Below are 21,137 nucleotides of genomic sequence, written 5' to 3'. Positions count from 1 at the left end.
CGTGGAAAGCTTGCCTTTTCGGGCGGCGAGAAATGTCTGGCCCGCATCGAATCATGCTCCGCTATGGCATCATTCGATCGTGAAGATCGGACATAACCCAAACACATCCGCCAATCATGACGACGGTGATGACCATCGATAAGCCGAGGGCGATGGTGGCCTCGAAGGGCGTCCGTTCACTCGACCAATGCAGGAAGTAGCGAACATGCACGATCGTCTGCACCGCCGCCAGGGTCGAGATCAGGAACAACGCGGAGTTGCGGTCGAGCAGGCCGCAGCCAGCCACCACGAACGGTACGACAGTCAGGATGACCGCGAGAACGAAACCAGCGATATAGCCGCTCGCTTGCGGCTTGACGAGATGGGGCTTGTTGAGCGGGATTGCCCCCTGCTCTCCGCCCTCGTTCTCGCGAGACAGACTGTTCACCGCATTACTCCCGGGAGATAGACGAAGGAGAAAATCCCGATCCAGATGATGTCGAGGAAATGCCAGAACAGGCCAAGGCGGTAAAGACGTGAGAGAATGCTTTCCGTCAGCCCTTTTGAATTGATCTGGATCATCATGATTGCAATACCGACAACGCCAAAGGTGACATGCAGTCCATGAGTTGCGAGCAGCGCAAACATGCCGCTGAGGAAGCCGCTGCGCTGCGGCCCTGCTCCTCTCTCGACGAGCCCCCGGAATTCCAGAAATTCGAGTGCAAGGAAACCGCAGCCGAGCAGCATGACGATGGTGAGCCAGCCGAGTGCCGCGCCTTTGCGCTCGGAAAGCGCCGCGATCGAAGCGAAGCCGAACGCCAGGCTTGAAGTCAGCAGCATCGCGGTCTCCCATGCGGCGCTGTCGAGGGAGACGATGTCCTGCAAGGTGGGCCCGCCGGCGGTTCCTCTCAGCAGTACCGCGTAATTGGCAAACAAGATGGCGAAGATGATCGCGTCGCTCATCATGTAGAACCAAAAACCCAAGGCCCGCTCACCATGGATGGAGACGAGATTAGTTCCTGGGTGGCCCGTGGAGTCGACGATCTGAACCTGATCGCTCATGGCCGCGCCACCGTCTGCTGCAGGTCGGATTCGGCTACTTCAGCCGCATTCACCTCATACTCGGAATGATCTTCGAAAGATCGGCTCAGCACCGCGGCGAAGATAGCCAGAAATCCGAACGCCGCCATCCACCACATCCAGAACACCATGCCGAAACCAAGGAGGAACGAACCCGCGCCAATGACAAGCCCAGCCATAGTATTTTTGGGCATCTCGATGTCTTGGTATGGCCCGCCATAGAGAGAAAGAGAGCGAGCTTTAGCCAGAGCGAAGGTATCGAGGCCAAGAACATGAGGGATACGCGCGAAGTTATATGGCGGCGCCGGCGAGGGGATCGACCATTCCAACGTCCGCCCGTTCCAGGGATCTCCGGTATGATCGCGGAGCATCTCACGGTCGCGAATGCTGATGACGAGCTGTATCCCTAGCGCGGCGATGCCACACATGATACTGACCGCACCTATGGCGGACACATAGAGAAGTGTTCTGAATCCCTCATCGAATAAGAGCGAGGATCGTCGCGGTAATCCCATCAGGCCGAGGATATATAGAGGTATGAACGTCAGGATGAATCCGATGAACCAACCCCAGAACGACAGCTTGCCCCACCGTTCATTGAGGCTGAAGCCAAACGCCTTCGGAAACCAGTACTGATAGCCCGCGACAAAACCAAACAGCACGCCGGGTATCAGCATGTTATGAAAATGAGCGATTAGAAAGGTCGTATTATGAAGATTATAATCTACTGGCGGGATGGCAAGTAGCACACCTGTCATCCCGCCAACGACAAACAGAACCATGAAGCCGACTGTCCAATAGATCGTTGAATGCAAGCGAATGCGCCCGCGATACATGGTGAAGAGCCAATTGAAGATCTTCACGCCAGTCGGAATGCCAATAATCATCGTCGCGATACCGAAGATGGCATTTAATTTCGCGCTTGCACCCATTGTGAAGAAATGATGTGCCCAGACGAGAGTTGATATCACCGTAATCGACAACGTCGCGTAGATTAAGGTGCGGTATCCAAAGAGTTTCTTTGCGGAAAAGGTAGCGACGACTTCCGAAAAGATGCCGAACGCAGGCAGAATGAGGATATAGACCTCGGGGTGCCCCCACATCCAGAAGATGTTGGCGAAATTCATGAAATTACCCCCGAAATCAGGGGTGAAGAAATGCGTTCCTAGAAGGCGGTCGCTGCCCAGCAAGGCGAGCGCCACCGTCAGAGCTGGGAAAGCCACGAGGATGATGATGCTTGAGCAGAGTACGGTCCAGGTGAAGACTGGCATCTCCATCATCTTCATACCCGATGCGCGCCGGCGCAGAATCGTGACGATGAAATTGATACCGGACAGCGTCGTACCAAAACCACTTATGAATAGGGCCCATATCCAGTAATCGACACCCACGCCATCACTGCGGTTGGCGAGGGAAAACGGCGGATAACCGGTCCAGCCTGCCGCAGAGAACTTGCCCAACACGAGCGAGATCAGCACGAGCCCCGCCCCGGCGAGTGTCAGCCATAAACTAAGAGCGTTCATGAAAGGGAAGGAGACGTCGCGGGCGCCGATCTGAAGCGGCACAACGAAATTGGCAAGACCAGTGAAGAACGGCATCGCCATGAAAAAAATCATGATCGTGCCATGGGCTGAGAAGACCTGCTGGAAGTGATCCCCCTCAAGGAAACCTGGAGCGTTGATGGCGACGGCCTGATGGAAGCGCATCATGATGCCATCAGCAAACCCTCGCAGCAGCATCACCAATGCGACAACCACATACATGATGCCGATCCTCTTATGGTCGACCGTCGTCAACCAGTTGCACCAGAGCAACTTCCACAGTCCAAACCAACTGATAATGGTCACGACGGCCACGCCGGCGCAAATGGTAACCGCCGCACCTCCGAACGCGATCGGGCTGTAGAAGGGCAGTGCATCGTAGTTCAGCCGGCCAAGCATTATCGATGCCCCTCATGCGACGATGTCGGAGCGTCTTGAACCGGCAATGGGTTCAGTTGATTGCTCGGTGAAAATTTACGAATGGCGGCAATGAAAATCCCCTCGGATACCGTTCCGTATTTGGTGACCGGAAAATATCCTTCGGTCCTCTTCGCCAACATTGCATATTCGGCTTGATCGAGAACTTTGCTCGAGCTGCTTACCTTCGCCGCCCATGCATCGAAATCGGCTTGCGTAACGAGGCGAGCGCGGAAATGTTGATTGGAAAAGCCCTCACCCGAATAATTGGCGTTCGCACCCTTCAACTCGGCCTGTCTGTCGGCCAGAAAATTGACCCGCGTCTCCATGCCCGGCATCGCATAGATCTGGCTCGTGAGCCCCGGCAGAAACAACGCCGTCGTCATCGGGTCAGAGGTCATGCGCACCGCAACCGGACGCCCTGTAGGCACGACAAACTCGTTGACCGTAGCGATGCCTTGTTCCGGGTAGACGAACAGCCACTTGTAATCCAACCCTACCACCTGAACCTCAAACAACTTTTCGTTGCTGGCGATTGGCCTGTAAGGATCAAGCTCATGAGTGTAGACCCAAGTGATCGAGCCTAGCACCGCCACTGTGATCAAGGGCGCAAACAACACAATTGCACCGAGGGCTCGTGATCTGTCGAACTCCGGATCATAATCCGCAGCTCGTGCGGACTCTCTATAGCGCCACACCACCCACAGCGTGGCCCAGATCACAGGAACGACAATCAGCAGCATCACACTGGCGGCAAGCAGCAAAAGCTCAGCCTGCCTACTGGCAACAGAGCCGATTGGATTCAGCATCGGCATGCGTTCGACGGTACACCCCGCCAAGAAAGGCAGTGAACAGGAGAGCCAAAGCAATCCAAATGGAAATCTTGATGCCAGCCCCATCCGCTCCCCTAGCGAAAAAATCATAGCGCAATCAATGTGGTATATAATTGATACACCACGCATGAGAGTGCAGCAGGCCCGCTCAGCGCGATACTCCCATTTGATAGCACCAGTGACCGTGTCAACAGATCCCTCTGTGCTCATGCAACAGGTGCCCTGACGCGTTGTGCCCGCCGCGACCTAATCTTTTTAAGACGGAGAGTGTGAGAAGGGATCCGCTCATCCGATCAGTGGAAGCGGCAAGCTGTAGCCGTCGTGCATGATTCTGGCCTGCTGCCGGTTTCGTGGGCACCGAAATAAGGTGCTCCTCCTGAAACTGGTGAGTGTGAATGCAAAGACGAAAGTTCAGCCGTGAATACAAAGCTTGAAGCGGTGAAGTTGATAAGTGAGCGGGGCGTCAGCGTCGCGCAGGCAGCCCGCGATCTGGGTGCTCATGAGAATGTCCCGCGCAAATGGGTCAAGGAATACGGTTCCGATCCGTCACAGGCCTTTCCCGGCAATGGGCAGATGAAACTTGAGCAGCTTGAGATCGAGGGGCTGAGCAAGGAAGTAGCAAAGCTGAAGGCGGAGCGTGATATCTTAAAAAGGGCCGCCGCCTACTTTGCGAAGGACCTGATATGAAGTTCGCATTCGTTGCAAAGCACCGTTCGATCTGGACCCTATCGTCGTTGCTTGCAACGACTGCCGGGCAAAGGGTGGCATGGCTCTGCGAAGCGCTGGGGTCTCTCGTTCTGGCTTCCATGCCTGGCTCAACCGTTCTCCGAGCCGACATACCCGGCAAGATGAGGTTCTGCTCGACAAGATCGAGGACAGTTTCAAAGACAGTGACCGCACCCATGGTGCCGGGCGTGTCTGGCACGACCCTCTCGCCGAAGGCTTCTTCTGCGGCCTTCATCGCATTGAACGCTTGATGCGCGAAAATGCTCTGAGGGCCAGGCCGAAGGCGACGCGGGCTGCCGAAAGATGGCGGTGAGCGTCCGGTCATCATGCCGAACGTGCTGGACCGGCAGTTCGAAGCGGATCGGCCGAACCAGAAGTGGGGGCCGCCTTCACCTATGGTGCGCCTTGCCCCAATCGGGGAGCATATGACTGGAATGCAAAGAGAAAGGAGGATGCGAAGAATTGCCTGCCCTCCGCTGTAAGGGGCATGAGCCCAAGCGGCGGTGACCTGCTGTCAACTGGCAGGGTGCGCGTTGATCGCATACGCATCCCGATCGCACCTATTCAGAACTTTTGCGTCTTCCCCTATCAAATGATAGTTGTTGTAGCGGTTTAAATATTTAATTGCATCCGATTACATCGACCACAAAGGAGCACTGCCCGACGGATTTTGTAGAGAGTGTGAACCGCGCGAAATTCGACCGGCTTTCAATGACCAACCTGTGAACAGTGTGGTCCTCATTCTTTCAGGCGACAGGGCCGTTTTGTCTTTGGATCTCAGTGACCATAAACGTTTGGGCTGCCTTTGACGGAAACAGCGATGTAAACCTATTAGGCTTAAGGTGCCAATCAGGCGGCAGCTTCGGCGATAATGGCTATTCGGTGCTAATGCCAGGAGTGTTCAGTCACGCAGCACGGATCGGATCTTTAGCGACAGCGGCTGCCGATAACAATAATTCCCAACCAGTGACGATAGTATGCCTGATGGGCTTTGCATTGCCCTCAGGTGGGCGCCCCGCGATCTACCACCGGTGGTGCGGTTCTTAACAAGTGGATGGAGCCGCTCATTAGTCAACTAAGTCATGCGTAGCTGTGATGTGAAATGTATTGGAATAAGCGAGGGGATAACTGAATGTGGCGCGTGGTTCGGGTTCTGATCGGCATCGTGATCCTGGCTGGACTTGGTGTCCTCCTCTGGTTTGCCACAAGGCCACCACCGCTCATTGTTCAAGGTGAAGTCTCCGCCAACCGCGTCGACATCAGTCCGCGTGTCTCGGGTCGCGTTGCAAAACTGAATGTCGACGTCGGCGACAACGTAGAACGGGGTGCCGTCATCGCGGAACTCGAAAGTCCGCAGCTGACAGCCGCTTTGCATATGTCGCAGGCAGCACTTGCCGTTGCCGAGGCCGATCTTGTCAGGGTCAATAGCACCAGGCCAGAAACGATCGCGGCACGCCAGGCCGAACTGGCCGCGGCCGATGCCGACGTCAAGCTCTATCAAGAAGATTCAGACCGGCAGGCAAGACTGATCAAAACCGGGGTATCGACGCAGTCGCGCGTCGATGAGACCACCCGCAACCTCGAGGCTGCCATCCGCAAGCGCGAGGCCGCCCAGGCTAATCTCCAGCTCACCGTCGTCGGTGCAAGCAAGGAAGAAAAGGCCCTGGCGGCTACGCAGGTGGAGCAGTCAAAAGCCTCGCTCAACCAACAGCAGACCGACGTTCACGAGCTGACCATCATCGCGCCGATTTCAGGACAGGTGACGACGCGCGTCGCCGAACTTGGCGAGAATTTTTCGGCGGGCGCCCCGATCTTTTCGCTTATCGACCTCCAAAATCCGTGGTTCACCTTCAATCTCCGCGAGGATCTGTTGGAGGGCATGAAGGTCGGCGGCAATTTCGACGTCACTGTGCCAGCACTCGGCGACAACAAGATCACCGTCAAGACGACGGTGATCAACGCCCAGGGGCAATATGCGACCTGGCGCGCCACGCGAGCGACGGGGGATTTCGACCTTCGCACCTTCGAGGTACGGGCAATCCCGGTTCAGCCCGTACTGGGCCTGCGCCCCGGGATGAGCGTCGTCGCGTCCTGGCCGCCGACGGAGCGTTGATATGATGGCGAAAGGGCGACTGCGCCCCGGCTTCATGACGGTTTTCAGAAGGGAATTCGATCGTCTCTGGCGCCGTCCTTTCCTGCTGTTTCTCACGACCATTCTACCTCTTCTCCTGATGGGTGTGCTGGCAGCCGTTTTCAGTGCCGGACTCGCCACCAGGCTGCCGATTGCCGTGCTCGATCTCGACAACACCGATCTCTCGCGAACGATCATCCGCACGGTTGACGCAACACCGGACACGGCCGTCTTTCGCAATGTGAGCGACCTCACGGAGGGCAAGCGACTGATCCTGTCCGGCGAGGTGCACGGCCTGTTGATGCTGCCGATCCATCTTCAGCGCGATGTCTTTTCCGGTCGTCGCCCTGAAGTCGTCTTCTTCTACAACGCCCAGACGCTGACGACGGGCAATTTGACGCTGCGTGGCGTCAGCGCCGCGGTTCCCTCGATCGCGGCCGGCATCCGCCTGTCGCTTAGAATGGCTGAAGGCCAACCCATCGACGCCGCCGAAGGAGCGCTTGCGCCCATACCTGTGCAGGTCAATCCGCTCTTCAACCCGACGCTCAACTATGCGCATTTCCTACTCGCCGCTCTGTTGCCGAGTGTGTTGCAGGTCATCATCGTGACGACAATGGCCTATACCGTAGGGCTCGATGTCGAAACCACGCATCGCCTGCGCCTGTTGTCGCGGCTCGGCGGGGGATTGTGGCCAGCGATGGCGGGAAAGATCCTGCCCTATACACTTCTCTTTCTCGTGGTGCTCGGCATGGCCGATTGGGTTCTTTTCGGCTTCTTAGACATGCCGCTTCGCGGCGATCGCTATCTCCTCGTGCTGGCCGGCATCCTGTTTATTCTTGCCGACCAGTTCATCGGAGTGCTGCTGGCTTTACTGCTTCGGCCGATGGCGAGCGCAATCAGCATCGGAACGCTGTTGATGGCGCCAGCCTTTGGTTTCATGGGCATAGGCTTTCCACGCATCGGCATGAATGATTTTGCCTATTATTGGGGACAGATCATTCCCGGAACCTGGTATCTGATGGCGCGCATCGACCAGACTATCCGCGGCACGCCGCTTGATCTCTCCTGGAAGCCGATTGCCGTTTTGCTCTTCATGGTGCTTCTGCTTGCGGGCCTGACGGCATTGCGGCTGGAAGTGATCCGGGCACGGCGACAGCGCCAGATGGAGCAAACGATCGCAGGCGGGAGAGTCGCAGGATGAAGTCAGTTCTCACCATCTGCCGTATAGAGCTTGGCCGCATACTCACGCTGAAACCTGCCTTTTCGGTCCTGGTTGTTGCCAACATCATCTATGCCGCCTTCTATCCGCAGCCCTATCGCACGGAAGCCCTGCGCCATGTACCGATTGCCGTCGTTGATCTCGACGATACAGACAGCAGCCGCGAACTTGCGCGGCGGGTCGATGCATCGGCCGATATTGCTGTCGCCGCCGTGCTTCCGGATCAGGCGAGCGCCGAGCGCGAAGTCCATGCCCGCGATCTCTGCGGCATTCTTGTCATCCCCCAATATTTCGAGCGCGACCTGCTGCATAATCGACAGTCGCCTGTCGCGCTTTATGCCGATGCCAGCTATTTCCTGATCTATCAACGCATATTCGGCGGCGTCACCGCCGTAGCAAAAACCATGGGAGCAGAGGTCGAAACGGCAAGGCTAATTGCCGCCAAGGTTGATCCCAGAATTGCTGCCGCAGCCTCGGACCCCATGCCCTTGACAGCTATGCCGCTGTTCAATCCGCAAGGAGGATATGCGACCTATATACTGCCGGCCGCCTTCGTGCTCATCATGCAGCAGACGCTGCTTATCGGCGTCGGGCTGCTCGGCACCTACCGCAACGATGCACTCAGAACCGGGCCTGCATCTTCGATCGGATCGATTTCGGTCGTTGCCGGAAAGCTGCTTGCTTGTCTGATCCTTGAAGCCGCCGTCGTACCCTTCTACTTGATCGTGATCCCTTATCTTTATAATATTCCCCGCCTCGGCACGCCGCTTTCGATCTTCACTTTCGCGCTTCCCTTCGTGCTTTCCGTCAGCGCTCTGGGACTGGTTATCGCCAGCCTCTTCCGCAGCCCCCTGACGGTGCAGCTTGTGTCCGCGGCGCTTGGCATCCCCTTTCTCTTCCTCGCCGGCTTTTCATGGCCGACAGAGGCAATGCCGCCCTTCCTGCACGCCATTGCGATGGTTTTGCCGAGCACCTCGGCCATCAACGGAATCGTTGCCGTCTCCCAGCTCGGCGCTCCCCTCCCCTATGTTCGCCGCGCGTTTCTGACGCTGTGGATATTGGCGGCCGTCTATATCGTGATCGCCATTCTGCTCGAAAGTAGGAGCAGGCGGCGTTGGCCCCCTGACCAGAGTTAATGAAGCATTTGCCCTACCCTCCGCAACCCCAGCCAGCGCCGAGCAGGCCAAGGGCTGATCGCTTACAAGGAGATCAACATTGGGCGCCAGCAAATCGACGTGCATCCGAACTGTCAGGCCTGAAAAACTCACCTCAACGGAGCCGTGGACGTCTTCTCCCAAATGAAGCGGGCTGAAAAATAAACGAAGATCCTTTGTAACAGCTGCCTGCATTCCTACGAATCAGCAAACAGCAAGGTTGCAAATCTGATCCGATGCGGCGCTGACGGATTGTACGACGATCACAAAGGAACGCGCTCCATGTTTCAGTCAATTACTTGTCCAAACATCGGCCACGCTATCGTTCATCATTTCGGAGAGACGCAGCGGGAATTGGCAATGCATATGGATTTTTCCCAGATGCACCCCGGGATTGTGTCCGAAACAGTCTCGAGCGTTGCGATGCTTCCCCATGTCTTCGATGATTCCAAGTTTCGCGTTCACGTCGAAAGCATGGCGGTTCACCGCTCCGTTGGCGGGCGCGAAAGCCTTTGTTTGCCGCGATGCAGGCGCCGAATGCACTCTCAAACTTTGGGGACGCGTCGCGACAGAAAATCCATCGCGCCAATCAGGGCAACTGGGAACAATCGAGGTTAAAGCTGTAGTCTATGGTGAGATCGTCCAGGCCGTTGCCGACATCCAGAGCAATCGCGCGCCATCGCAGAAACGATCATGGATCTGCCCGCACATCTTCGTAGATCTTGACCTGGGATCAGGGTGCCGAGATGGCTCAGCATGCATAGCTTCGGATCGAAACTGGCCTCGATATCTACTTCTGCGACCCTCAAAGCCCTTGGCAGCGTGGAAGCAACGAAAGCACCAATGGCTTGCTGCGCCAGTACTTTCCGAAAGGCACGGGACTGATGAACTCAGCACTATCGCGCATGCTCTGAACACCGGGCCCCGCAAAACGCTGGGCTGGCGCGCACCTGCGGAGCCTCTCGACCAATTATCCAATCAGGATATAATCGAGCGTGTTGCGACGACCGGTTGAATCTGCCATCATCTCTCTCAGCGGACGCGGCCTCTTTCATGCCATCTCCTTCAAGACTGCCTAAAGAATCTCATGAATGATGCTGGATCACGAGGATTTCACTGTCTTTGGTTGATAAAGGCCACGTGCCCGCGGGAACAGTTTTTGTTCCAACCCCTGTGAAGCCGCAGTGCTACCGAATGGTAGCTGCCACAGTTGGTCGGCTCGCTCTAGTGTCACTGACCGGTCCGTTGCCCTTCTCCAACTCGAAGGCGATGGGTCTGCGTGGAGTGCGACATATCTTTCATGGAGGGAAAATGATCACGAGTCTGTCGCGAGCCTCCTACAGGCTTCAGCTATTTCCTGACCGTTCAAATAGCCGCTTGATGTGCATGCTTTGTGCCAGCTTAGCGCAGGATTTTGAACTGCTCTTGTCCCAAACCCCCTAGTAGGAGGCTTGCATGAATCGTACCGGGCTGGTCATTCTCAGCTCCGTTATCACGGTTAGCACTGTTCTCTTGAACGTGGTAGGTGGAGCGCAATCCAACAATAACACTCAGATTGTTTCGACCGATACGCAACTGTTCGAGCCGATTGCAAGCGTACTGATGGGGCCACGCTGCAGCAACTGTCATCAGATCAACTTTCCACGTCAGAAGGATACTGCGATCCGCCATATTCAGCACGTGCTGCGTGGATCGGACGGGCGCGGTGTTCCGTCATTGCAATGTTCGGCTTGTCATCAGGTCGCAAACTCCATTGACGGCAAGGTGCCAGGCGCTCCAAACTGGCATCTGGCGCCGATAAGTATGTCCTGGGAGGGACTGACCAAGGCTCAGATTTGCGAAGCGATCAAGGATCCCGCCCGAAACGGCGGCCGAGAGACGCTGGAAAAGATCATAGAGCATATGAGCTCCGATCCATTGGTACTTTGGGCCTGGAACCCAGGAGCGGAGCGGAGCACCCCGGCTATTTCGCACGGTCAATTTGTTAGCGATCTCCAAAAGTGGGTCGAGGCTAGAGGTCCCTGCCCAAAAGTACCAACTCCATAGCATTTTTTTAAACCAGCCACCCGCGAGGCAGCCATGACGTTTACTCTCAAGATCAACGGTACCGCTCATTATGTCGATGTTGACGGCGACACGTCACTGCTGTGGGTCCTGCGTGACTTGCTTGGATTAACAGGTACCAAGTTCGGCTGCGGTGCGGCGCTATGTGGTGCGTGCACCGTTCATGTCAATGGTGCAGCAATGCGATCCTGTGTCGCCACGGTGGACAGCCTCCCCGGGTCCGAGATTACCACCATTGAGTCAATCCACCAGACGCCACAGGGAAAAGCACTGCAGCGAGCCTGGCTCGATCTCGAGGTGGTACAATGTGGTTACTGTCAATCCGGGCAAATCATGCAGGCTGCGGCGCTCTTGGCAACGACGCCTGTTCCTGACGACAAGGATATTGATGCCGCAATGTCTGGCAATATTTGCCGTTGCGGTACTTATCAACGCATTCGTGCTGCAATCCACCTTGCTGCACAGGCCGGAAGGGGAGAGAGATGATGATATGTGAATTGTCTTTGCCGCGCATTGACCGACGCACTTTCCTCAGGGCAAGCGCGAGCGCGGGATTTCTGCTGGGCTTCCGGTTGCCCTTGGGAGGGCAGGAAGCTGCAGGGCCAGCCGGTTTTTCTCCAAATGCCTTTATCCGGATTGATCCTCAAGGGATGACTACCTTGGTGATGCCGATGGTCGAGATGGGGCAAGGTATTTACACGGGTCAGGCCATGCTGCTGGCTGAAGAATTGGAGATCGGGCTGGATCAGGTCAAGCTGGAACCAGCACCACCAGCCGAGAGCTATATCAATCCGATGATCCAAGAACAGATCACTGCAGGTTCGACATCGATCCGGGCCTGGGCGCCAATATTGCGTCAGGCTGGTGCAGCGACACGCACGATGCTGGTTGCGGCGGCGGCCCAGGAATGGGGCGTGGACGCGAGTGCCTGCCGGGCCGAACGTGGCATGGTGCATCATGCCGCTTCCGGGCGTAGTCTCGAATATGGTGTTCTCGCTGGCAAGGCTGCAACGAATACTGTGCCTTTGCCAGAAACCGTCAAACTAAAGGATCCGAAAGACTTCATCCTGATTGGCACGAAAGCCAAACGTATTGATACGCCAGATAAGATCAACGGCCGCGCTCAATTTGGCCTGGACGTCCAATTGCCAGGTCTGAAAATCGCTGCCGTTGCCATGTCTCCGGTCTCAGGAGGCAAGCCCAATGCGTTCAATGAAAAGGCGGCATTGGCGGTCAATGGAGTGCGGCAGGTGATCAAGCTCGACGACGCAATTGTGGTCATTGCTGATCACACGGGCGCTGCCCGTAAAGGCGTAATGGCGTTGGACGTTCAATGGGACGATGGGCCGAATGCTAAAATCGACAGTGCAACCCTTATTCAGGAGATTGTCGACGCGTCGCTGCAGTCGGGAGCTGTCGCACGCCATGAAGGCGATGTAGAGAAGGCTCTCGCCGGTGCAGCACATCGGATCGAAGCAGTTTACCACCAGCCGTTCCTCGCCCACGCGACGATGGAGCCGATGAATTGTACAGTCCATGTGAGGCAAGATGCCTGCGACGTCTGGATTGGCACCCAGGCACCAGGCCGTGTCCAGGCGGTGGCGGCTAAATTGACTGGTCTGCCGATCGCAGCGGTGACGGTACACGGTTACTATCTCGGCGGCGGCTTCGGCAGGCGCAGCGAGGTCGACTATGTTGCGCAGGCTGTTTCCATTGCGCGCCATGTTGACGGTCCTGTTAAATTGGTCTGGAGCCGGGAGGACGATATCCGACACGATATGTACCGCCCACACTATGTTGATCGGATCGAAGCTGGGCTGGATAGTACAGGCAAGCCCATCGCTTGGACACACCGGATAACAGGTTCATCGTTTCTCGCCCGTCTTGTCCCAACGCTTCTGGAGCAGACGAAAGGAGTAGATCCCGATGCGGTCGAAGGAGCAACGGAACTGCTTTACGCACCTGCTGCCATACGAGTCGAGTTTAAGCGCCACGAGTCGCCCGGTGTTTCAACAACCTGGTGGCGCGGAGTTGGCCCGGCACGCAATGCATTCGTAGTTGAAAGTTTTATCGATGAGCTAGCTGCCGCTGTACAGCAGGATCCTGTTGTGTATCGCAGGAGTCTAATAGCTCATGAGCCTCGAGCTCTAGCGGTACTCAATCTGGCTGCCGAGCGGGCTGGATGGGGGGGCGCAATGACGGCCGGTCGTGGACGCGGTGTTGCCGTCATGCCCAGTTGGGGTGGGTATATGGCCCAGATAGCAGAAGTGGAGGTTACTCCTGAAGGTGTGGTCCGCGTGTTGCGTGTAATTTGTGCGGTTGATTGCGGCCTGATTATTAATCCCGACACCGTCGTCGCCCAGGTTGAAGGCGGCATTGTTTTTGGCATTAGTGCTGCTCTTTACGGCGTTATCAATTTCAAGAACGGCAGTGTCGAACAGGGTAACTTTGACGATTATCCAGTTTTGCGGATGGATGAAATGCCGAGGATTGATGTACATTTGGTGCAAAGCATGGAAGTCTCCGGGGGTATTGGTGAAGCTGGAACCGCCTGCATTGTCCCTGCAATCACGAATGCGGTGTTCGCAGCCACAGGGAGGCCTATCCGAAATTTACCTATCAGAGTCAGCTAATATCAGCCTTTGCCTTGTCAAAAGCCCCTGGAGTGAACCCTTGGGGCTGGACCAGCGAGGCGCTTCAAACTAAGCCGCCTGTTGGGCAAGTTGGGTTTCAAATTCTGTTGGCGATCTGTAGCCAAGGACCGAGTGCAGCCGCTTGGCATTGTAGCCCTTCAATATGGCGATTTTGTTTTTGGCTGATGGTTGTACCGACTTCCGGAAAATCAGCTTTTGTCAGCACTCCCTTTGTAGCATCACCCACGCCGCCGCCTGCCGATCCTCCCTTGCTACCCGTGGGCGTTTCAGGTTTCCCCGGAGATTTTATGCCAACGGCAAACGGTCCGCCAGCTCCGGCGAAGATTCCGTTGAAGATGTCCCAGGGCAGCATGCCCTGATCGACTGGAGACAACTTGATTGACCCCGATGATGGTCGGGGCGTTCTGGTACAGGTTTCCGCCGATATCGACCTGATTGAGGTGCTCCTTGTTATAGATCTGCGAGGCGATGTGATGCGGCCGAGCATCGGATTGCGGTGCAGAAACCGCCCGAAACGGCAGATAATGTCGCGGTGATCTTGCGCATGGTCGAGCCAGGGCTGACCAAGTTGCCCGTTCAGGCGTACGGGTATCCCCTGATCAGCCATGCCTTCCGAATGCGCGAAAGGGAGGCAGAAGAACACGCGCATTTCCGGCTCGACATTGTCCATATGTCCTGCTCCGAGCGTCTGCCGGACATAGAGTCGGGCCAACGGATCGGTAGCGTACATGTGGCCGGTGACACGAAAGGCGTTGAGCGGAACTGGTGGGTCAGGATCAGGAGGGCGAGCGCGCCGTAGGAGGACGCCATCCAGCCGTCATGCTTCCGTGCGGCAACGTCTATATGCAGATCGAGGAAACGCTCGCGGAATGCATGATCGAAGCCGACATCCTTGTCGAACCAGCGCGCCGACGAAGCTGCCCAGAACGAGATGACGGCGCTCGCATCCGCTGGCATGGCTGGCGGACCTGCCGCGGTCGCATGAGTGCGCATGACACTCTCCATCTCAATGCGTCATCTGCCGATCGTCCCGGTCAGCGCGGCGTTTGCCTAGCAGACGTCCTTCCCAGAGGCTCACCGCCAGCATGACAATGGTGGTCAACCAGCCGACGGTGAGCAGGTCCACCTGGGATGAGAGCGGAATCAGCGCCGCCAGCACGACCACGCCGGTGATATGCGAGGCGGGCATGACGCCGTAGACCACCTTCTTGTAGATGGCGCTGCCAAGCAAGTAGATCGCCGGTCCGGTGGACAGGATCAGCGCATAGGAGGCCTTCACGGCGTCGTGCGGATGGGCGAGCACGCACGTTGCCGACAGCGGTGGCGATGATGCCGGCGACCAGGATAGCGTGGAGATAGTGGAAATATGCGCCGATGCGCCCCGGATCGTCGGAGCGCGTGATGGTCTGGGTCGCCTCCTCGCTCGACGTCCCGAAATACAGCCACCACATGGCGAGCGTGCTGAGGAAGGTGGCGAATAGCCCGGATAGAATGGCTCCGTCCCAGCTTTCTGCTCGGCCAAGTGTCGCGCCGGTGGCGAGCACGGTCTCGCCGAGCGCGACGATCACGAAGAGCTGGCAGCGTTCGGCGAGATGCCCGCCCTCGATGGTCCAATCGCTGGTTCGCGAGCGGCCGAGGCCGGGAAGCGCGAAGCCGAACATCGGCGAGATGTATTCGCACAGCACCGCGACCGCCCACAGCGGAGCGCGAGACCAGCCTTCCATGAAGGCGCCGGAGACCCAGAACACAGCCGCGATCATGAGCCAACCGAGCATGCGGCGGTAGTTGGCGGCGAGCGGATAGTCCTTGCCAAGTTCGAGGACGATATAGGCTGTTCGCCCTACCTGGATCGCGATATAGGCAAGCGCGAAGACGGGCCCCCTTTCACCAAAGGCCCCGGGAATGGCGGCGGCCATGACGAGGCAGGCCAGCATCACCGCGAAGAGCAGCGCGCGAATGCGCGGGGTCTCGGCCCCTGTGCATTATTCGGACACAGATTCACGGTAGGCTCAAATTTGAATGAGGCCAAAGCCGCCAGGCAGCTCCCGACCCTTAATGCAACCGTTTGCCTCGATCCCGCTGCCCTCGAAACCCGCCGTTCGTTTAGCCCCTGACTCTAGCGCGAAGATTGGGACATCTCGCCGATCGCATCAACGAAACGCCCGATCTCTTCGTCGGTATTGAAATAGTGTACCGAAGCTCGAACCAGTGAGGTCAATCCTCGTTGGCCTAGATCGAGCCGCGCATAAGGAAGAATCGAGACGGATACGTTGATGTGCTGTGCGCGCAGTCTGCCGGCGATCTCAGCAGCTTGAATTCCAGCCTTTTCGAACGTGACAATGCCACACTTGATCTGGCCGAGGTCATGAACACTCACGCCGTCGATAGAGACCAATTCAGAGCGAAGGGTGTCAGCGAGGACGGAGACGCGCTGCTCGATCGCCTTGAGGCCAATGGCGCGCGTAACGAACCGCCGCCATCAATCCAACGCGACCTGCTACATAGCTCTCGAAGTTCTCGAAGCGCTTGGCCCCGTGCGCAAGCTCGTAGCCGTTCGGCTTTGTCCACGTAGCCGACAAAAGGTCGATAAATGGTGGCTCGATCGTCTCGGCGATTTCCTTTCGAACATAAAGAAACCCGGTGCCTCGGGGGCCGCGCAGAAACTTTCGCCCGGTGCCTGAGAGAATGTCGCATCCGATTGCCTGCACGTCGACGTCCATTTGTCCAACGGATTGGCAGGCATCCAGAAGATACGTAACGCCATGCCGGCGTGCAATCTTGCCGATCTCCGCCGCTGGATTCACCAACCCGCCTTGCGTCGGCACATGGGTAATTGCGATCAGCTTCGTGTCCGAGGTGATCAGCTTTTCAAGCGCAGCAACATCCACCTGGCCAAACTGCGTCAGATGGCACGACATCTATGAAAATGCCTCCCCTTTTGGCCTGTTGCAGCAGAGCCAGATAGTTTGACGCATACTCCGAAGCGTGGGTAATGACGCGGTCACCCGGCTGCAGTGGCAGGCCATAAAAGGCCATCTCCCAGGCGCGCGTTGCATTCTCGACAAACGCAATCTCTTCAGGCTTGGCGTTCAGCAAGGCAGCGAATTCGGAGTAGAAGGCTTTCAGGTCGTCGCCCAAGCGCCGTTCAGCTTCATATCCGCCAAATGCATATTCCAGAGCAAGAGCACCGGAGAGTGCCTCAAAGACCGGCCTTGGCATTAGCGACGAGCCGGCATTGTTGAAGTGCAGAATGTCGTTGCAGGTAGGTGTATCCACCCGCACGCCATCAATGTCGATCATGAAAGTTCCCTCCGGTGGAGATTTGCCGGCGTTTCTTCGAAAAGGACAAGCTACCGTTTAACCGTGCCACCGCTTCCGCCGTCGTGGTAACAATGTTGAATTGTCGCGAGTTTCGGGAATTTCGCGACGGATCGGCCTTGGGAGATTGAATGAGCAAGCCGCAGTTGTTCGGCGCTGACTATAGCGTCTATGTGCGCATCTCACGTCTCGCTCTCCACGAGAAAGGTGTCGATTATGATCTGATCCCTGTCGACATCTTTGCGTCAGACGGTGCGGCACGGAGCTATCTTGAGAGGCAGCCGTTCGGAAAAATTCCAGCGTTCGAGCACGATGGTTTCCGCTTGTATGAGACTGGAGCAATTACCCGCTATGTTGATGAAGCTTTTCAGGGAGCATCGCTCCAACCTTCGGAACCGAAGCAGCGGGCTCGTGTGAATCAAATCATCAGCATTGCCGATGGCTATATTTACCCTCATCTCGTATGGGGAATGTATGTTGAACTCGTCTCGAAGGCAGCGAAGGGCGAACCGGCTGACGAAACCCGTGTAGCGACAGCCCGTGCGAAAGCCTCGGTATGTTTGGAATCGCTTTCGGACTTCTTGGGAGATGGCGCTTGGCTCGGCGGGGACCATCTCACGCTGGCCGATCTCCATGTCGCACCAATGCTCGATTATTTCCTGATGGTGCCCGAGGGGCAGGAGATGTTCTCCAAAAAGGAAAATCTTGCAGGATGGTGGCACCGCATAGGCAGTCGGGAAAGCATTTGGATCACGCGCCCCACCAAGTAGCGCACGCCATGTCGCAAAAATCCTGAAACATGTTACGTCACATATGTTTGTCGCAGGTGACGGGATTTTCGCGACAGGCTAGAAGTTTACTGTACCCTTTAGATAGGTGACGGCCGTTCCGACCCGATCGCCATCCAATTCGCATGAAAGCCGCCCGCCACGACGCGAGCATTGGAAGGCCGAAAGCCAATCCTTGCCGAGCTTTCGAGCCCAATAGGGGCCCAGTCGGCCCGAGGCTGCGATTTCGGCCAACTTGACGAACAAATGCAGAATATGAATGTTCTTCGTTGGCGATAGCGCCTTTGTGTTGCAAAACTCAGACGCAAAATCCAAACATTAATCGGGAATATTGCGACAATAGCGCTGAAATGACCTTGATGATAACGACAGCTATGGAGTTGCGCGGAATGCTTGAACGCCTGTTTCCCACGTTCAGCGCAGCACTCATCGATTCCTATTACATAGCCGGTGATGGCAGCTTCACACCGCACGGCATTTGCGCGGAGTTTAGCGACTTCTATCGTCAAAATTCAGTCGATTTAGCCTCGTCCGACAAAGCGGCCCTCTTTCGGACTATCGAAGGGATCGTTGCATCTGATACTGACGACCGTAACCCGCTGGCAAATGCGCTCTGCACTTGCTTCCTTGAAAACATTTCATGCACCGAGGCCGGTGAGGCTAGCCGGCAACTCATGGGGCCAGCCAGTCGCGCATATTTCGACGGTTGGCATATGTCGCCTAATTCCTGAATTTCGCGACACGGTGCGCGCCTCCCGAAATCGCAGCACAATTCTCGTTGCAAAAGTCGGTTGCAAAAGTATTGTTTTGCGAACGATTTATGCGACGGATTTGCTCATGCTGATCGGCTATGCCCGCGTCTCGACCGACGACCAGGATTTGAGCCAGCAGCGCGCCACGCTCGCGGGGGCTGCCTGCACGAAAATCTACGAAGAGAAGATCTCCGGAGCGAAGCGCGATCGGCCCGAATTGGTGCGCATGATCGACCATCTGCGCGAAGGGGATGTCGTGATGATCACCAGGCTCGACCGCCTGGCGCGGTCGACCAAGAACCTTCTCGACATCGCCGAACAGCTCAATGAGCGGAAGGCCGGGCTCCGCTCCCTCGCTGAGCCTTGGGCCGATACGACCTCGCCGGCGGGGCGCATGGTGCTGACAGTGTTCGCAGGCATCGCCGAATTCGAGCGCGCCCTCATACATCAGCGCACCAGTGCCGGTCGATCGTCGGCAAAACAGAAGGGCGTGCGCTTCGGTCGACCGCTGGCACTCAAGGGCGAGCAGATCGCTCTGGGCCACAAACTCCTCGATGAGGGGCAATCTGCGCGTCAGGTTGCCAAGGTCCTCGGTGTGCATCTGGCAACAATCTATAGGGTGCTGCGTCACTCCATAGGAGCGAACGAAGCCGATGTCTGATCATGTGAAACTCATGATCATGGTTCCTTGCATTTGGCTGGGAGTGACGACTTTTTTGAACCTACTATCCGGCTGGTATCAGCTGATGTGGCGATATCCAGATCGCGAAGAGAAGCCGTCTCTGCATCTGATAAGCAGATCGGGCGTCATGGGCACCTTTCTTGGAGGGGTGCACATGAATGGTATTCTGACGATCGATATTTGTCCTTCCGGAATACGAGTAGGCCTCGGCTTCTGGAGAATTTTCGGGCCATTCTGCCGACCCTTCTTCGTGCCATGGGAGCAAATCGGTTTCATGCGAAAGGAAGGTATCTTCCGCCCGCGTGTAAGACTGCGTTTTGGTAAACCAGAAACAGGCACGCTTACCATTTCTCAGCGCCTTGCCGGCAGGCTGGCACAATCATCGGCGGGGCGCTGGCCGATGTCGGCCTCGTGATTCCGCGAAACTCAGCATTAATGGACGAGAAAATGAAACGCGAGACCGCCGAAATCGTCAAGGTTCAGTGCCTGGCCGCCATACGAAGCCTGCACGATATTTTTTTATTATGCGGCGAGGTGGAGACTGTCGATATTAGGAAGGCGCTTGGAATTTTGATCGGCAGCATTGATCTCAACGTTCTCGACGTCGTTTACCGGCAATATCCTGACCTCGACGACCTAAAGGACAAGCGACCATCTTAGAACCGACGACGAAGTTGGAAGCCCCCGCTGCCGCCCTCGCTTACTTTCGCGGCAAAAGTCAGGATTTCCGCGACATATCCGCATTCGGAAGATGATCGAGAGGAAGCGGGGCTTGAGATTTCACGGTCTGAATCGCGAAATTGCTGCGAATGTCGCTGACCCCGGGCAGCTTGAGCAGGGTTTCAAGCAGAAAGCGCTCATAGGCCGCGAGATCGGGAACGACGACCTGCAACAAAAAGTCGGCCTCACCCGATACCAGATGGCAGGACACACCTCGGGCAACGCCTGCACGACCTCTCTGAAAGCCGCTGCCGGTTCGTCACGGTGACGCTCGACCTTGACCCCGACGAACACGGTCAGGCCAAGTCCGAGGCCACCGCGATCGAGGGTCGCGTGATAGCCACCGATCACGCCGGCCGTTTCAAGAATCCGCACCCGGCGCAGGCACGGCGACGGCGAAAGGCCGACTTCTTCCGCTAGTTGCACGTTGGTCAGACGGGCGTCTCGCTGCAAAGCAGCCAGTATGCGGCGGTCGATGGCGTCGAGCTTCAATCTTGGCATCCTTTCCGGTGTTCGAGGCTCTTTGTTGGCACGATACGCCAATTTCACCCGGAATCGAGGTAGAGTTCGCAAGGACATGCCGGTGCCCGCCACGCTACGGTCCAGTCAGGAAAAGAACCGTGGAGCGTGGGAGCATGGCCGATCTCTGGATTTTCGTCGGTGCGCTCGCTATCGCCTATCTGGTTCCGGGGCCGGACATGGTGCTGATCCTGCAAACCAGTGCGCTCCGGGGACGATCACATGCCCTTGCCGTCGCGGTCGGCCTTGCCCGCGCCGCCCATGTGTCTCTTGCAGCAATAGGGCTGGCAACGCTGCTGAGAACAGCACCGGCAGCCTTTGAAGTCGTGCGCCTGGTCGGCGCGGCCTATCTCATATGGATCGGCGTCGGCCTATTGCGGGCGCATTCGCTTTCACCCGAAGGGGCATCCATCCCGCCGAGCGACAGCGGCCGGCCCTGGGGGATTTCCATGCGCCGGGGACTGCTGACCAACCTGCTCAATCCCAAGGCGCTGGCGCTGATCGGATTCGGCGTGCGCCTGGCTCTGTCGCAACGGCCACAATAGGAGCAAAGAGAGGAC

At 56.9% G+C, this 21,137-nt stretch carries 18 protein-coding genes and 6 pseudogenes; 14 read left to right on the top strand and 10 right to left on the bottom strand.

Annotated features, from left to right (window positions below; all coding sequences use genetic code 11):
* Positions 1 to 61: 61 nt before the first annotated feature.
* From cyoD to ACPYOP_RS21240, 4 genes are read right to left on the bottom strand one after another with little or no spacing between them, the layout of a single operon-like run.
* Positions 62 to 427 carry a cytochrome o ubiquinol oxidase subunit IV gene (cyoD, locus tag ACPYOP_RS21255; protein ID WP_481412292.1) on the bottom strand — a complete coding sequence of 122 codons (366 nt, stop codon included), beginning with the start codon at positions 425 to 427 and terminating at the stop codon, positions 62 to 64.
* Complete coding sequence (locus tag ACPYOP_RS21250; RefSeq protein WP_481412291.1) at positions 424 to 1,041, bottom strand: cytochrome c oxidase subunit 3; 618 nt, start codon at positions 1,039 to 1,041, stop codon at positions 424 to 426. The genes cyoD and ACPYOP_RS21250 overlap by 4 nt, the downstream gene beginning before the upstream one ends.
* Positions 1,038 to 2,999: a cbb3-type cytochrome c oxidase subunit I gene (locus ACPYOP_RS21245; RefSeq protein ID WP_481412290.1), complete on the bottom strand. Its 1,962-nt coding sequence runs from the start codon at positions 2,997 to 2,999 to the stop codon at positions 1,038 to 1,040. Before ACPYOP_RS21245 ends, ACPYOP_RS21250 begins: the two co-directional genes overlap by 4 nt.
* Positions 2,999 to 3,916 (bottom strand): cytochrome ubiquinol oxidase subunit II, encoded by a 918-nt coding sequence (locus tag ACPYOP_RS21240; RefSeq protein WP_481412289.1) that lies wholly within the window; start codon positions 3,914 to 3,916, stop codon positions 2,999 to 3,001. The genes ACPYOP_RS21245 and ACPYOP_RS21240 overlap by 1 nt, the downstream gene beginning before the upstream one ends.
* Before the next feature lie 329 nt (positions 3,917 to 4,245).
* Here ACPYOP_RS21240 and ACPYOP_RS21235 point away from each other — a divergent pair.
* The 8 genes and pseudogenes from ACPYOP_RS21235 to ACPYOP_RS21200 form a co-directional block, all read left to right on the top strand.
* Positions 4,246 to 4,956, top strand: a pseudogene (locus ACPYOP_RS21235) (transposase); the annotation flags it as partial.
* Positions 4,957 to 5,708: 752 nt separating this feature from the next.
* Positions 5,709 to 6,689 (top strand): HlyD family secretion protein, encoded by a 981-nt coding sequence (locus ACPYOP_RS21230; RefSeq protein ID WP_481412288.1) that lies wholly within the window; start codon positions 5,709 to 5,711, stop codon positions 6,687 to 6,689.
* 1 nt (position 6,690) lies between these two features.
* The gene (locus tag ACPYOP_RS21225) at positions 6,691 to 7,908 is read left to right on the top strand and encodes an ABC transporter permease (protein ID WP_481412287.1); all 1,218 of its coding nucleotides are present in this window, start codon (positions 6,691 to 6,693) and stop codon (positions 7,906 to 7,908) included.
* Positions 7,905 to 9,062, top strand: a complete 1,158-nt coding sequence (locus tag ACPYOP_RS21220; protein WP_481412286.1) for an ABC transporter permease — start codon at positions 7,905 to 7,907, stop codon at positions 9,060 to 9,062. The genes ACPYOP_RS21225 and ACPYOP_RS21220 overlap by 4 nt, the downstream gene beginning before the upstream one ends.
* Positions 9,063 to 9,758: 696 nt before the next feature.
* Positions 9,759 to 10,095: pseudogene (locus tag ACPYOP_RS21215) on the top strand (IS30 family transposase); the annotation flags it as partial.
* Positions 10,096 to 10,535: 440 nt separating this feature from the next.
* A complete protein-coding gene (locus ACPYOP_RS21210) occupies positions 10,536 to 11,126 on the top strand; it encodes a hypothetical protein (protein ID WP_481412285.1) in 591 nt (196 codons plus the stop codon).
* 33 nt (positions 11,127 to 11,159) lie between these two features.
* Positions 11,160 to 11,630 carry a (2Fe-2S)-binding protein gene (locus ACPYOP_RS21205; RefSeq protein WP_481412284.1) on the top strand — a complete coding sequence of 157 codons (471 nt, stop codon included), beginning with the start codon at positions 11,160 to 11,162 and terminating at the stop codon, positions 11,628 to 11,630.
* Positions 11,627 to 13,777 carry a xanthine dehydrogenase family protein molybdopterin-binding subunit gene (locus ACPYOP_RS21200; protein ID WP_481412283.1) on the top strand — a complete coding sequence of 717 codons (2,151 nt, stop codon included), beginning with the start codon at positions 11,627 to 11,629 and terminating at the stop codon, positions 13,775 to 13,777. The genes ACPYOP_RS21205 and ACPYOP_RS21200 overlap by 4 nt, the downstream gene beginning before the upstream one ends.
* A 97-nt stretch (positions 13,778 to 13,874) precedes the next feature.
* Here ACPYOP_RS21200 and ACPYOP_RS21195 read toward each other — a convergent pair.
* The 5 genes and pseudogenes from ACPYOP_RS21195 to ACPYOP_RS21175 all read right to left on the bottom strand — a co-directional run bounded on the left by ACPYOP_RS21195 (position 13,875) and on the right by ACPYOP_RS21175 (position 17,098).
* Positions 13,875 to 14,755, bottom strand: a pseudogene (locus ACPYOP_RS21195) (DUF924 family protein).
* Between the two features lie 49 nt (positions 14,756 to 14,804).
* On the bottom strand, positions 14,805 to 15,077 hold the full coding sequence (locus ACPYOP_RS21190; RefSeq protein ID WP_481412282.1) for a hypothetical protein: 273 nt from the start codon (positions 15,075 to 15,077) through the stop codon (positions 14,805 to 14,807).
* An 85-nt stretch (positions 15,078 to 15,162) separates the two neighbouring features.
* Positions 15,163 to 15,714: pseudogene (locus tag ACPYOP_RS21185) on the bottom strand (low temperature requirement protein A); the annotation flags it as partial.
* A gap of 200 nt (positions 15,715 to 15,914) precedes the next feature.
* Positions 15,915 to 16,716: pseudogene (locus ACPYOP_RS21180) on the bottom strand (aminotransferase class V-fold PLP-dependent enzyme).
* The gene (locus tag ACPYOP_RS21175; RefSeq protein ID WP_481412281.1) at positions 16,667 to 17,098 is read right to left on the bottom strand and encodes an aminotransferase class V-fold PLP-dependent enzyme; all 432 of its coding nucleotides are present in this window, start codon (positions 17,096 to 17,098) and stop codon (positions 16,667 to 16,669) included. Before ACPYOP_RS21175 ends, ACPYOP_RS21180 begins: the two are co-directional and overlap by 50 nt.
* A 149-nt stretch (positions 17,099 to 17,247) precedes the next feature.
* Here ACPYOP_RS21175 and ACPYOP_RS21170 point away from each other — a divergent pair, with 149 nt between their 5' ends.
* The 5 genes from ACPYOP_RS21170 (at position 17,248) to ACPYOP_RS21150 (ending at position 19,998) form a co-directional block, all read left to right on the top strand.
* Positions 17,248 to 17,886 carry a glutathione S-transferase family protein gene (locus tag ACPYOP_RS21170; RefSeq protein ID WP_481412280.1) on the top strand — a complete coding sequence of 213 codons (639 nt, stop codon included), beginning with the start codon at positions 17,248 to 17,250 and terminating at the stop codon, positions 17,884 to 17,886.
* A 407-nt stretch (positions 17,887 to 18,293) separates the two neighbouring features.
* Positions 18,294 to 18,635, top strand: a complete 342-nt coding sequence (locus ACPYOP_RS21165) for a hypothetical protein (protein WP_481412279.1) — start codon at positions 18,294 to 18,296, stop codon at positions 18,633 to 18,635.
* A 106-nt stretch (positions 18,636 to 18,741) separates the two neighbouring features.
* The gene (locus ACPYOP_RS21160; RefSeq protein ID WP_481412278.1) at positions 18,742 to 19,317 is read left to right on the top strand and encodes a recombinase family protein; all 576 of its coding nucleotides are present in this window, start codon (positions 18,742 to 18,744) and stop codon (positions 19,315 to 19,317) included.
* The gene (locus ACPYOP_RS21155) at positions 19,310 to 19,753 is read left to right on the top strand and encodes a hypothetical protein (protein WP_481412277.1); all 444 of its coding nucleotides are present in this window, start codon (positions 19,310 to 19,312) and stop codon (positions 19,751 to 19,753) included. The genes ACPYOP_RS21160 and ACPYOP_RS21155 overlap by 8 nt, the downstream gene beginning before the upstream one ends.
* A 20-nt stretch (positions 19,754 to 19,773) precedes the next feature.
* Positions 19,774 to 19,998, top strand: a complete 225-nt coding sequence (locus ACPYOP_RS21150) for a hypothetical protein (protein WP_481412276.1) — start codon at positions 19,774 to 19,776, stop codon at positions 19,996 to 19,998.
* Between the two features lie 58 nt (positions 19,999 to 20,056).
* Here ACPYOP_RS21150 and ACPYOP_RS21145 read toward each other — a convergent pair.
* Positions 20,057 to 20,559 (bottom strand): annotated as a pseudogene (locus tag ACPYOP_RS21145) (Lrp/AsnC family transcriptional regulator).
* A gap of 119 nt (positions 20,560 to 20,678) precedes the next feature.
* Between ACPYOP_RS21145 and ACPYOP_RS21140 the strand changes: the two are divergent.
* Complete coding sequence (locus ACPYOP_RS21140) at positions 20,679 to 21,122, top strand: LysE family transporter (protein WP_481412275.1); 444 nt, start codon at positions 20,679 to 20,681, stop codon at positions 21,120 to 21,122.
* Positions 21,123 to 21,137: the final 15 nt, after the last annotated feature.

The organism is Rhizobium sp. KNZ2-6A, from assembly GCF_056755475.1.
The sequence above is the reverse complement of the archived record's forward strand: the minus strand, read 5'-3'. Positions and strand labels throughout refer to the sequence as shown.

Excerpts from the sequence above, each read along its gene's own strand:
- ACPYOP_RS21150 (WP_481412276.1), top strand. The coding sequence starts at position 19,774 with ATGGACGAGAAAATGAAACGCGAGACCGCCGAAATCGTCAAGGTTCAG.
- ACPYOP_RS21200 (WP_481412283.1), top strand. The coding sequence starts at position 11,627 with ATGATGATATGTGAATTGTCTTTGCCGCGCATTGACCGACGCACTTTC.
- ACPYOP_RS21225 (WP_481412287.1), top strand. The coding sequence starts at position 6,691 with ATGATGGCGAAAGGGCGACTGCGCCCCGGCTTCATGACGGTTTTCAGA.
- ACPYOP_RS21170 (WP_481412280.1), top strand. The coding sequence starts at position 17,248 with ATGAGCAAGCCGCAGTTGTTCGGCGCTGACTATAGCGTCTATGTGCGC.
- ACPYOP_RS21165 (WP_481412279.1), top strand. The coding sequence starts at position 18,294 with ATGCTTGAACGCCTGTTTCCCACGTTCAGCGCAGCACTCATCGATTCC.
- ACPYOP_RS21175 (WP_481412281.1), bottom strand. The coding sequence starts at position 17,098 with ATGATCGACATTGATGGCGTGCGGGTGGATACACCTACCTGCAACGAC.
- ACPYOP_RS21230 (WP_481412288.1), top strand. The coding sequence starts at position 5,709 with ATGTGGCGCGTGGTTCGGGTTCTGATCGGCATCGTGATCCTGGCTGGA.
- ACPYOP_RS21155 (WP_481412277.1), top strand. The coding sequence starts at position 19,310 with ATGTCTGATCATGTGAAACTCATGATCATGGTTCCTTGCATTTGGCTG.
- ACPYOP_RS21205 (WP_481412284.1), top strand. The coding sequence starts at position 11,160 with ATGACGTTTACTCTCAAGATCAACGGTACCGCTCATTATGTCGATGTT.
- ACPYOP_RS21160 (WP_481412278.1), top strand. The coding sequence starts at position 18,742 with ATGCTGATCGGCTATGCCCGCGTCTCGACCGACGACCAGGATTTGAGC.
- ACPYOP_RS21210 (WP_481412285.1), top strand. The coding sequence starts at position 10,536 with ATGAATCGTACCGGGCTGGTCATTCTCAGCTCCGTTATCACGGTTAGC.
- ACPYOP_RS21245 (WP_481412290.1), bottom strand. The coding sequence starts at position 2,999 with ATGCTTGGCCGGCTGAACTACGATGCACTGCCCTTCTACAGCCCGATC.
- ACPYOP_RS21250 (WP_481412291.1), bottom strand. The coding sequence starts at position 1,041 with ATGAGCGATCAGGTTCAGATCGTCGACTCCACGGGCCACCCAGGAACT.
- ACPYOP_RS21240 (WP_481412289.1), bottom strand. The coding sequence starts at position 3,916 with ATGGGGCTGGCATCAAGATTTCCATTTGGATTGCTTTGGCTCTCCTGT.
- ACPYOP_RS21220 (WP_481412286.1), top strand. The coding sequence starts at position 7,905 with ATGAAGTCAGTTCTCACCATCTGCCGTATAGAGCTTGGCCGCATACTC.